This is a genomic window from Pseudoalteromonas sp. SWXJ133 (genome assembly GCF_015864365.1).
GTDB classification, from domain to species: domain Bacteria; phylum Pseudomonadota; class Gammaproteobacteria; order Enterobacterales; family Alteromonadaceae; genus Pseudoalteromonas; species Pseudoalteromonas arctica.
The window spans coordinates 1-12,340 of the sequence record NZ_JADYXJ010000020.1; the positions used below are offsets into that span (position 1 = coordinate 1).

9 protein-coding genes are annotated in these 12,340 nt (G+C 38.9%); 8 read left to right on the forward strand and 1 reads right to left on the reverse strand.

The genetic code is table 11. The features are described from left to right. Positions 1-647: 647 nt before the first annotated feature. From I6F40_RS14015 to ihfA, 5 genes are all read left to right on the forward strand, one after another. Positions 648-1,703: a DUF2066 domain-containing protein gene (locus I6F40_RS14015; protein ID WP_197193071.1), complete on the forward strand. Its 1,056-nt coding sequence runs from the start codon at positions 648-650 to the stop codon at positions 1,701-1,703. Beyond that, positions 1,703-2,413, forward strand: coding sequence for a DnaA regulatory inactivator Hda (hda, locus tag I6F40_RS14020; RefSeq protein ID WP_197193114.1), 711 nt, complete (start codon positions 1,703-1,705; stop codon positions 2,411-2,413). The genes I6F40_RS14015 and hda overlap by 1 nt, the downstream gene beginning before the upstream one ends. 347 nt (positions 2,414-2,760) lie before the next feature. After that, complete coding sequence (gene pheS / locus I6F40_RS14025; protein WP_197193072.1) at positions 2,761-3,741, forward strand: phenylalanine--tRNA ligase subunit alpha; 981 nt, start codon at positions 2,761-2,763, stop codon at positions 3,739-3,741. Between the two features lie 15 nt (positions 3,742-3,756). After that, positions 3,757-6,144 (forward strand): phenylalanine--tRNA ligase subunit beta, encoded by a 2,388-nt coding sequence (gene pheT / locus I6F40_RS14030; protein WP_197193073.1) that lies wholly within the window; start codon positions 3,757-3,759, stop codon positions 6,142-6,144. A gap of 2 nt (positions 6,145-6,146) precedes the next feature. Then, positions 6,147-6,446, forward strand: a complete 300-nt coding sequence (ihfA, locus tag I6F40_RS14035; protein WP_002960690.1) for an integration host factor subunit alpha — start codon at positions 6,147-6,149, stop codon at positions 6,444-6,446. A 239-nt stretch (positions 6,447-6,685) separates the two neighbouring features. On the opposite strand, the gene I6F40_RS14040 is transcribed toward ihfA, so the two are convergent. Further along, a complete protein-coding gene (locus I6F40_RS14040; protein ID WP_197193074.1) occupies positions 6,686-7,486 on the reverse strand; it encodes a DUF2989 domain-containing protein in 801 nt (266 codons plus the stop codon). Between the two features lie 174 nt (positions 7,487-7,660). Between I6F40_RS14040 and I6F40_RS14045 the strand changes: the two genes are divergently transcribed. From I6F40_RS14045 to I6F40_RS14055, 3 genes are all read left to right on the forward strand, one after another. Then, a complete protein-coding gene (locus tag I6F40_RS14045) occupies positions 7,661-9,103 on the forward strand; it encodes a glyceraldehyde-3-phosphate dehydrogenase (protein WP_007580346.1) in 1,443 nt (480 codons plus the stop codon). Positions 9,104-9,286: 183 nt separating this feature from the next. Next, positions 9,287-10,414, forward strand: a complete 1,128-nt coding sequence (locus I6F40_RS14050; RefSeq protein WP_165728872.1) for a M14 family metallopeptidase — start codon at positions 9,287-9,289, stop codon at positions 10,412-10,414. A gap of 376 nt (positions 10,415-10,790) precedes the next feature. Then, positions 10,791-12,293 (forward strand): alanine/glycine:cation symporter family protein, encoded by a 1,503-nt coding sequence (locus tag I6F40_RS14055; protein WP_197193075.1) that lies wholly within the window; start codon positions 10,791-10,793, stop codon positions 12,291-12,293. Positions 12,294-12,340 lie beyond the last annotated feature (47 nt).

A 12,340-nucleotide genomic window follows, 5' to 3' on the forward strand; every position in this document is an offset into this window, starting at 1 on the left:
GAAACGAAACAGCGCCGATGATAGTGTAGCATTTGCTATGTGAAAGTAGGACATTACCAGGCTTCAAATTGTAGAAAGCCCGAATCTAACGATTCGGGCTTTTTTACGTCTGCAGAAAAGTAAAATACGTGTAATTAATGCGCACTCACATCAACACGCATCACGTAGGTCGGGCGAGCGAAGCGACTCCCGCCGTTAAAATCACAGCAAAATCCCTTAATACCCCAGTCGGCGAATACAATAGCATTTTCACTGTGACTTTCCACTGCTGTGGGCACTACGACATCCTACTGCGTAGCCCACCGACTTCACATTGTAGAGAGCCCGTATCTAACGATTTTTTACGTCTGAAGAAAGGTTAAATGCGAGCGAATAACGAATAATCTATACCATAAAATCATCAAGTACTTACATTAAATACCTTCATGATCTAACTAAACCCGAGAGGTTCGCGTTTTGAAAAGTGTAGTAAAGTTAAATGTAGGTGAATAGCGTACAACTCACTCAACTATCTTATTCATATTTAATCTTTTTTACTTTCTATAAAAGCTAATTACTTTCATTTCCTTAGATAACAAATTTAATTTTGCTTTGTTACTGTCTTTGATTTAGGATCAAATCAGTTTAAAACCAAGAACTAACAGCCTGTGTATAGATTATTAATTAGCGCCATATCCATTTTATTTTGTTTTTCTGTGTCGGCAGTTGAAGTAACTGATCTATATCAAGATATTTTAAAAGTGGATGACAAAACACGAGACACTCGATTAGCTGCGAGTCGTAAAGCTTTGCTCAATGTTTTAGTGAAAGTAAGCGGAGATGAAACTGCGGATCAAAATAAATTAGCACAGCAACGCACTAAAGATATTTCTGACTATATGCTCAAGTTTGAATATGACGAGAGAGTAAATGGACAATTGAAACTCGTTGTTAAATTTGAAGCTCGAAAGATCAATGCGTTAATCAAAGAGTTAAATTTACCTCTGTGGGGAGTACAACGGCCATTAGTCGCAATATGGTTAGGTATTGAAGACAATTGGCGCAGAGAATTAGTAACACAAGAAAGTTACCCGCAATTAGAGCAGTTAATTTATGACAAAGCAGGACGCCGTGGTCTACCTGTCGTTGTGCCATTACTTGATTTACAAGATAGACGTTTAGTAGGTATTCCTGAGGTATGGGGTAACTTTTCAGAACCAGTAGAAGAGGCCTCTAGACGCTACAGTGCTGAGCGAAGTATTACAGCAAGAATGTATAAAGAAGCAGATAGCGAAAATTGGATTTTAGATTGGCGTTTTACTAATGATGACCAATTTGATTCAAATAGATTAACCGGTGATAAGCAGCAAATAGTGAGCCAAATGATCGATACCCTAGCACGTGGCCTTGCAAGCGAGTACGCTATTGATCCAAATGCTTATTATGAACAAGCCGCGGCCACGCTAACATTAAAAGGCACGCAAAGTTTTGTTGATGTTGAATTAGCAAAACAAAGATTATTGAACTTAAGCGTTGTAACGCAAGTTAAAATTGTTCGTAAAACACCAGAATTTGTAGAATTTAAACTAAATCACACTGGTAATCTAAGCGATCTTAAAAAAGGGCTGGGGTTAGACTCCTCATTTAAAGATTATGAGGATCCGCGCGCTTTTTATCATGTTGTCGATAAAAATAGCTTAGAGTATCAATGGGTAACGCCATAATGATAATGTCTGAGCCGATGCAAATGGCATTACCGGTTACCTTACCGGATGACGAAACATTTGCATCGTACTTTGGTGGTGAAGACTCCTTAGAGGTTAATCATTTAAAAGATAGCTTCTCGAAGCTACCAAAAACTTTTCAGTACACTTATCTATGTGGGTTAGGTGATTCGGGTAAGTCTCACCTTTTGTATGCAACCTGCATTAAAGCACAAGAGCGTGGCCTATCTAATATGCTGCTGTCTATGCGCGAAGTAATTGACTTTGGACCTATGGTATTAGACGGTTTAGAAGCACTTGATGTTCTATGTATTGATGACGTGCATTTAGTTGCAGGCAATGATGCATGGGAAAAAGCACTATTTAACTTTTTTAACCGATTTAACGAGCCTGGTAAAATGTTAGTAGTAACTGCCGATTTACTTCCAAGTATGCTTAATATTACGCTGCCCGACTTAGAATCTCGTTTAACGTGGGGTACAACTTTTCAAATTCGCTCTATGAGTGATGACGATAAAGCCCAAGCACTTGTTAAGCGCGCTCATATGCGTGGCCTTGAATTAAGTGATGAGTGTGCACGCTTTTTATTAACGCGTTTAAGTCGTGATATGCGTGCTTTATTAGATGTACTCGATAAATTAGATCATGCATCGATGGCCGCACAACGAAAATTAACTATTCCTTTTATAAAATCAACGTTAAAGCTCTAGTAGGTCTAGAATCTAGACCCTGCTTTCAGTTATCATAAGCTATTATCAGAGCGTGTTTACCTTTCCTGATTGGAATTTGTTTTACTTAAGAGTGTTTTTAATCACGTCGCAAGGTTTGTAGCATAGTATTTGTATACAAAATCCGAGCAACAAAAAAATAAGCCTCCCACAGTAAAGCACTTCAGGCAGCATGTATTTGGTCTTTATTTTGCGTTACAGCATGATGATGTAGGAAACTACACCGCAGTGCTTAGCCTCGTTTAAGAACCAATAACACTGTTGTAAAGCAATCTTGAAAGGCCAACACGCTCTTAAGCAATCACCTTCTGTGAAAGATCAGGTATCGAATGAACTTAGAAAACATATTAGCGCAAGCACTTGAGGCGGTAGCCAGTGCCAGTGAAATAGCGCAGTTAGAAGATATCAGGGTTAATTACCTTGGTAAAAAAGGCGAAATTACTAGCTTACTTAAAACGTTAGGTAAAATAGCACCTGAAGAACGTAAAGAAGCGGGCCAAGTTATAAACCAAGCTAAACAAGATGTACAAGCTGCTATTAACGAAAAGCGTGAATTGTTAGCAGGTAAGGCACTTGAAGAAAAACTAGCTGCTGAAACTATAGATGTAACACTACCAGGGCGTGTTATGCCTGCTGGCGGTTTACACCCAGTTACGCGCACTATTGAGCGTATAGAAAGCTTTTTTGGTGAGTTAGGATTTGAAGTTAAATCAGGTCCAGAAATCGAAGACGATTTTCATAACTTTGATGCGCTAAATATTCCTGAGCATCATCCTGCTCGTGCTGACCACGATACCTTTTATTTCAATCCTAAATTAGTACTACGTACACAAACAAGTGGCGTGCAAATTCGTACTATGGAAACTGAGCAGCCACCACTGCGCATTATTTCACCTGGGCGTGTATATCGTAACGACTACGATCAAACACATACACCTATGTTCCATCAGGTTGAAGGTTTGATGGTTGATACCGATGTTAGCTTTACTGAGCTTAAGGGTATTTTGCATGATTTTTTACGTAACTTCTTTGAAGAAGATATGGAAATTCGTTTCCGTCCTTCATTCTTCCCGTTTACAGAACCTTCGGCTGAAGTAGATGTTATGGGTAAAGACGGTAAGTGGTTAGAAGTACTAGGCTGCGGCATGGTACATCCAAATGTACTTAAGTCTGTGGGCATTGACCCAGAAAAATACACCGGCTTTGCTTTTGGCATGGGTGTAGAGCGTTTAACTATGTTGCGCTATGGCGTAAACGATTTGCGTGCATTTTTCGAAAATGACTTAAAATTCCTGAACCAGTTCCGTTAAGAGTGAAATAATAAAATGAAATTTAGTGAAAAGTGGTTAAGAGAGTGGGTTAATCCTGCTATTGATACGCAAGCTCTTTCGGAACAGCTTTCAATGGCTGGTCTAGAAGTTGATGGTGTAGAGCCTGCTGCTGCCAAATTTAATGGTGTAGTTGTGGGTGAAGTTGTTGAATGTGGACAACACCCTGATGCAGATAAACTGCGTGTTACCAAAATTAACGTAGGTGGCGATGAGCTACTTGATATCGTGTGTGGTGCACCAAATTGTCGTTTAGGTATTAAGGTTGCTGTTGCAACTGTAGGCGCTGTACTGCCTGGTGACTTTAAGATTAAAAAAGCCAAACTACGCGGTCAACCTTCAAACGGAATGCTATGTGCTTTTGTTGAGCTAGGTATTAGCGAAGAAGGCGACGGCATTATGGAATTACCAAGCGACGCACCAATTGGCACTGATTTACGTGATTACCTAGGTCTTGACGATAATATTATTGATGTTGATTTAACGCCAAACCGTGGCGACTGTTTAGGTATTAAAGGCCTTGCACGTGAAGTAGGTGTGTTAAACAGTATTGACGTAAATGTATTAGATATCCCTGCGGTTACTCCAACAATTGATGATAAAGTATCAATTGAGCTAGTTAACGAAGATGCATGTCCTCGTTACCTTGGTCGTGTGATAAAAGGCATTAATCTTGATGCAGAAACACCGCTTTGGATGGTTGAAAAGCTACGTCGTAGTGGCGTACGATCAATCGACCCTGTAGTTGATGTTACTAACTATGTATTACTTGAACTTGGTCACCCAATGCACGCGTTTGATTTAAATGCGATTGAAGGTGGTATTAAAGTTCGTAGTGCAAACGCAGGTGAAGAACTTGTTTTACTAGACGGTAATACCGCTAAACTAAACGAGACAACACTTGTGATAGCCGATCATAATAAAGCACTTGCAATAGCGGGTATTTTTGGTGGTGAGCAATCAGGTGTTACAGATAAAACATCTGATATATTACTTGAAAGCGCGTTCTTTAATCCTGTAGCAATTGCAGGGCAAGCACGTAGCTACGGTTTACACACTGATGCTTCACACCGTTATGAACGCGGTGTTGATTTTGCTCTACAACATGATGCGATGGAACGTGCAACAGCACTTCTACTTGAGATTGTAGGTGGTCAAGCAGGTCCAGTTGTTGAAGCTGTAGCGGCTGATAAACTACCAAAAGTGACTGAAGTACGTCTTCGTCGTGCGCGTTTAGACCGTGTTATTGGTCATCATATTGAAGATGCTAAAGTAACTGACATTCTTACGCGTTTAGGTCTTGATGTTAAAGTAGAAAATGAAAGCTGGAGTGCGGACGTACCAAGCTACCGTTTTGATATTCGCATCGAAGAAGATTTAATTGAAGAAGTAGCACGTGTTTACGGTTACAACAGTATTCCAAATGTTGCACCAACGGCAAAACTTAAAATGACCACGCATAACGAAGCAACTATTGCGCTTAGCAAATTTCGTAATACGCTAGTGACTCGTGGTTACCAAGAAGCAATTACATACAGTTTTGTAGACCCTAAAGCTCAAGCTATTTTACACCCAGAGTGTAAAGCAATGGTATTACCGCATCCTATTTCAATTGAAATGTCAGCGATGCGTGTAAGTTTAATGCCGGGTTTATTAGCGTCTGTAGCGTATAACCAAAATCGCCAACAGCCTCGTATTCGTTTATTCGAACATGGTCTTAAATTTATAAGCGACGAAAGTGCAGAAAATGGTGTTTACCAAGTACCGGTTATTGGCGGCGTTATTACGGGTCTTGTAAATGGTGAACATTGGGTTGAAGAAAAACGTAACGTTGATTTTTACGATTTAAAGGGTGATGTTGAAGCCTTACTTGCAATTACTAATGACGTTACTCGCTTTGAAATTAAAGCCGAGCAGTCAGATGGACTTCACCCTGGTCAATCAGCTGTAATATATGTTGATGGCAAAAAGGTTGGTTTTTTTGGTGCTTTACATCCTCAAGCTCAAAAGTCGTTAGATATCAACAACGCAACTTTTGTTTTTGAAATTGAAATGTCAGCAATAGAAAAAAGAAATTTACCGCAAGCAGAAGGGGTGTCTAAATTCCCTTCAAATCGCCGCGACATCGCGATTTTAGTGGCAGACAGCGTTAAATCTGGCGACATTTTAAGCGTGATCGAAAAAGTTGGCGGAAATCAATTGGTTGACCTAAACTTATTCGATGTGTATAAGGGCAAAGGTATTGAGCCAAATTATAAGAGTTTGGCGATTGCTCTAACACTGCAAGCGGTTGATAGAACACTCGAAGAGAAAGATATCAATCTAGTAGTTGATAACGTGGTGGCCGAATTGGCCGAACAGTTTAATGCATCGTTGAGGGACTAGATATGGCGCTTACTAAAGCCGACATAGCTGAACACCTATTTGAAAAGCTCGGGATCAATAAAAAAGATGCCAAAGATTTAGTTGAAGCGTTTTTTGAAGAAATCCGCTCAGCGCTAGAAAAAGGCGAGCAGGTTAAGCTCTCTGGATTTGGTAACTTTGATCTTCGAGACAAAAAAGAAAGACCAGGCCGCAACCCGAAAACAGGCGAAGATATTCCTATTTCGGCACGTCGCGTGGTGACTTTTCGACCAGGTCAAAAGCTTAAAACCCGCGTAGAAGTGGGCACAAGCAAAGCAAAATAAAAAAAGGCAGCGTAAGCTGCCTTTTTATTTGCCTGAATAACCTAGTTATTAAATTATACCAACCTGCATAAATCTTTGATCAATTTAACGAATTAAATTGCACTATAACGTCGTTAAAAATGTTTTATTTAGAACAACTAGATACAAAAATTTTTGCCTAGTTCTAGCGTAATTTCCTTAACGTTAAATAGACCCCATATATAAGCAGATTGGTATTAGGTTATTTTTGCGATTATAAATTAAAACTCTCGAGGAGATACAAAATCACCTGCCATTATTTGCTGAAATGTTTGCTCTGCAAGTACATCTAGGCTGTCTAAGCTTTTACCATTCGTTATTAATTGCTGCTCAATTTCAAACACGTCAATATTTTCAATCCCCGACATTTGCGCTACTTTAGAAAATATATATGCATGCTTAAATTTATCATGTTTATAAAAAAGACTAATAAGTGATGTATACACTTCAGGATTCGGTACGTTGTCTTTTTTATTGAGCTCTAGAGTTTTATAAAGCAAATCGATGGTTTTTTCATCGTCGAACTTAATATAGTACGATGCTAAAAAAAATTGCATTTTGGCACTTTGAGTTACACTTTTGTCATTTTCTATCGCCAATAATTTAGTCAGTGCGTTTTGGTTATTATTTCGTGACCATTGGTAGTAGAGCAAACCTGGATGGTTCGTATTTTGGGTATCTTGGTATAACCGAGTCATTTCTTTAATGCTCGTTAATTGACCGTCAATACGTGACGTTTTTTTAGCTTTTAACTTAATATGTTCAATTTTGGCAGCCACAGTTATACATTGGTTATAGGATTCAAAGTCTTTGAGTAATTGGTATTTATTTTCATCAGTAGGGTCTTTGTATTCTATGTAACGTTTGATAATTACATCAGAACGCTCATCCTTGCAGTGACTGTCTTTGTTTAAGTCGCTACAAAAGCCAGGTGTTTCTTTGCACACTTGTGCGAGTGTCAAGGGCTCTTCACACCCTGTCAACGTTAGCAAACCCAATAGTACACTTGCTTTTTTAAGCATCCCTTAACCCCAAATGAATATCTACCTTGTTATTCTAACGCAATCATTTAACGCCTAACAGTAGAGAATAACTTCAGATTAAATTAGAATAGCCCAGCCTGAAGTGCATTACTCTCAAAATATAGTGCATTTTTAAAGGCTATCCGTTCAAAATGATAAACTTAGGTAAATAAAATGACCTCATCTCACGAGTTAGAATACACAAATAGTTGGCAAGAGCGCCAAGATTACGCAGAAAGCATGCAACCAATCATTGGTAAACTTTACCGTAATCGTGGTATTGAAATCGCTGTATATGGCCGTCCTCTCGTAAATGCCAGTACTATAGATATTATCAAATCTCACAAAACCGTTGCTCAGTTTGAAGGCACTAAATTACGTTTGCGTGAAAGCTTCCCATTTTTAGAAGCTATCAGCAAAATGGAATTAAACTCTGCACGTATTGATATTGGTAAGCTTGCATATAGTTATTTGTTCACTGAAGCTGCAAAAGGCCGCTCAGTAGAAGAATTTGTAAAAGATGAACTTGCAGAAATAGCTGACTTACCAGCGAAAGAACCACGCGATGTTGTATTGTATGGTTTTGGTCGTATTGGTCGTTTACTAGCGCGTTTATTAATTGAAAAATCAGGTCCATATTCAGATTTACGTTTGCGCGCTATTGTTGTGCGTGGCGGTAAAGATGGTGATCTTGAAAAGCGTGCAAGCTTACTGCGTCGTGATTCAATTCACGGTCCATTCAATGGCTCAATCACTATTGATAAAGAACGTAACGCAATTAAAGCCAACGGTAGCTACATTCAGGTTATTTACGCCAACTCTCCTAGCGAAATTGATTACACTCAATACGGTATCGACAATGCATTAATTGTTGATAACACCGGTATTTGGAAAGACGAAGCGGGCCTTGGCCAGCATCTAGAGTGTAAGGGCGCTGCAAAAGTATTATTAACAGCTCCTGCAAAAGGTAATATCAAAAACATCGTATATGGTGTTAATAACAAAGATATTTTACCCGAAGATAAAATTGTTTGTGCAGCAAGCTGTACAACCAATGCAATTACACCAACGCTTAAAGCACTAAACGATAAGTTTGGTATTAATAATGGCCATGTTGAAACTGTACACTCGTACACGAACGATCAAAACCTTATTGATAACTACCACAAAGCAGAGCGCCGTGGCCGTGCCGCAGCACTTAACATGGTAATTACTGAGACAGGGGCTGCAAAAGCGGTTTCAAAAGCATTACCAGAGCTTGAAGGCAAATTAACAGGTAACGCAATCCGCGTACCTACACCTAATGTGTCGCTAGCTATTTTGAACCTTAACTTAGCAACAAGCACATCAGTTGAAGAGCTAAACGCATTTTTACGCGATACTGCACTTCATTCAGACTTACGTGACCAAATTGATTACACAGCATCAACGGAAATTGTTTCTACCGATTTAGTAGGTAGCCGTTACGCAGGTGTTGTTGATTCACAAGCAACGATTGTTGAAGATAACCGTATTGTTTTATATGTATGGTACGACAATGAGTTTGGTTACAGCTGCCAAGTAGTTCGTTGTATGCGCGATATGGCCGAAGTGTCATTCCCAAGCTTACCTCGCTAATTTATTTGCAGTGACTTAAAAGCCAGCATGTTGCTGGCTTTTTTGGTCGTGTATTATTTTTAAAGCGTATGCCTTGTGATAGGCTTTAATTAAGAAAATGCACATTCGTTTTACTATTTACAAAATAATGTCAGTTCTGTGAATTAATAAGCAGATAAACTTATTCAACCTAAAGGTTTTTTCATGAAAATCAGCAGCAATTTCGACAGTGGTAATATCAAAGTTATTGAAGCCACCGATCCTTTAAATATTCAATTAGAAATTAATAAAGATCACCAGTCTGAATTTTATCAGTGGTTTCACTTTCGTCTTGAAACAACACCTTACCAATTGCATAAGTTAAATATTAATGAGCTTGATAAATCAGCTTACCCAGATGGTTGGGAAGGGTATCAAGCCGTTGCATCATATGACCGTCAAACATGGTTTCGTGTACCATCAAACTATGAAAATGGCACATTAAGCTTTGAAATTGAACCAGAGTGCGGCAGCGTATATTTTGCTTACTTTGCACCATACAGTTACGACCGTCATTTAGATTTATTGTCTTGGGCACAAAGCCAAGGCGCTTGCCAACTAATAACGCTCGGTGAAACACTAGATGGCCGCGATATGAGTGTGCTTAAAATTGGTGAGCCAAGTGAAGATAAGAAAAACATCTGGATCACAGCACGTCAACATCCAGGTGAAACAATGGCGCAGTGGTATGTAGAAGGGCTATTGCACAAATTACTTGATGACGAAGACCCACATGCAGCTGCACTATTATCTAAAGCAGTATTTTACGTTGTACCAAATATGAACCCTGACGGCAGCGCACGCGGACATCTGCGTACTAATGCTAAAGGTGTTAACTTAAATCGTGAATGGCAAACACCAAGCATGGAAAATAGCCCTGAAGTTTACCTAGTACTTAATAAAATGCGTGAAGCTGGCCTAGATATGCACCTTGATATACACGGTGATGAAGCTATCCCGTATAACTTTGTTGCAGGCAGTGAAGGTATTCCAAGTTACGATGCACGCCTTAAAGGCCTAGAAGATAGCTTTAAAGCAGCGCTTTTAACTATTACTCCAGAGTTTCAAGATGAACATGGCTATCCAAAAGATGAGCCCGGCCAAGCTAACCTTACAGTAGGCTCATCAGCTACAGCTGAAGAATTTAAAGCATTAACGTACACAATTGAAATGCCATTTAAAGATAACAACGATTTACCAGATCCAGATTACGGCTGGTCTGACCGTCGTTCATATCAGTTTGGTCAAGATACATTAGCGGCTATTGTTAATGTTGTTGATAATTTAAGATAAAACGTTTATTTGAAGGGTATCAATAGTTTTGATGCCCTTTTTACTTTTAGTAAACCCCCTTTTACAAAAAATAATAATCATATAGCAACTTCATTCCAAAACGTTTTTAACGTTTCTTCGCCGCGTATCATCACCGTATCGGTACAAATCAATCTACTTTCATTTAAATACAACTGACGTGGTGCATTACAATAGCTACGTAATTAGATATTTTGAAAATTAAGTGTTAACAAGGTTGGGGTACTTAAGTTAAGATTAATTAAATAATGAGTCGGGACGGGAAAGGTAAAACCTTATTTCGTGAAACTTATGTTGCGTAGTAGCTAAAGCTGAGTCTCGTAATTAAAAATAATAAATATAACTATAGAGGATATCCATGGAAGCTTTTGTAAGCGCTGTTAATGATGTTGTTTGGAGTAATGCACTCATCTATTTATGCCTAGGCGCAGGCTTGTTTTATTCAGTGTTAACTCGATTTGCTCAAGTTAGACATTTTAAAGAAATGTGTAAACTATTATTTAGTCCTAACACGTCAGATAAAGGTATCTCATCTTTTCAAGCCCTTGCAGTATCGTTATCTGGACGAGTAGGTGTAGGTAATATCGCAGGTGTTGCAGCAGCTATCGGTTTTGGTGGGCCAGGTGCTATTTTTTGGATGTGGGTTGTTGCTTTTCTAGGAGCAAGTACCGCATACGCAGAATCTACTTTAGGCCAAATTTATAAAACAGAAGAAAACGGGCAATATCGTGGTGGCCCAGCATATTATTTTGACCGTTGTTTAGGGCAAAAATGGCTAGCTGTGTTATTTGCTGTTTCGGCAATTATTGCCTGTGGTGTTTTTCTGCCCGGCGTACAAGCAAATGCGGTAGGTAATGCGTTTACCCAAGTATTTGGCGATGGAAATATGGTCACTACTAGCTTTGGTGACGTAGGCAGCTTTAAGTTAGTCGCATTGGCAATTATCCTTATTGTTTTAGCATTTATTATTTTTGGCGGTATAAAGCGTATTGCGAATTTTACGCAAATTGTAGTGCCATTTATGGCGCTTGGTTACATAGTATTAGCACTAATCGTTGTATTTATAAACTTAGATAAAGTGGGCGATATATTTTATTTAATTATTAGTGATGCATTTACTGCGCAGGCCGGTTTTGGTGCTGCTATTGGTTGGGGCGTCAAACGTGGTATATATTCTAATGAAGCAGGCCAAGGTACTGGGCCTCATGCAGCAGCTGCTGCAGAAGTAGATCATCCTGCTCAACAGGGGTTAGTACAAGCCTTTTCTGTTTATGTTGATACTATTTTTGTGTGTACAGCAACAGCGTTGATGATTTTAATAACGCAGCAATACAATGTTGTGGGTGAGTTACCAGCAGGACAGTTTATTGTACAAAATGTTGATGCAGCCACTGAAGTAGGCTCAGCAGCCTTTACTCAAATGGCTTTATTTAGTGTATTTGGCAGTTTTGGACAAGCATTTGTGGGTATTGCATTATTCTTCTTTGCCTTTACTACAATACTTGCTTATTACTTTATTGCAGAAACTAATATTGCTTACTTAAATCGTTATTTTAAAGGCAGTATTCCGCTTGTTATCGTGAAATTTGTGATTATGTTTATGGTTGCATACGGCATGGTCAACAATTCAGGTTATATTTGGACTATTGGTGATATTGGCGTTGGCTTAATGGCTTGGATTAACATATTAGGTATTTTAGCTATTTTCTTCGTAGCTAAGCCTGCTTTATTATGTTTAAGTGATTATGAAGAACAGAAGAAAAAGGGCGGAAAAATCATATTTGACCCAGTTAAATTAGGCATTAAAAATGCCACTTTTTGGGAAAAACGCCTAGCAAAACAGTCAAAAGACGCTGAGTAATTAAACTTAGTGAGTAACTTGGATGTTTATCGTTTCTAAATCACTTA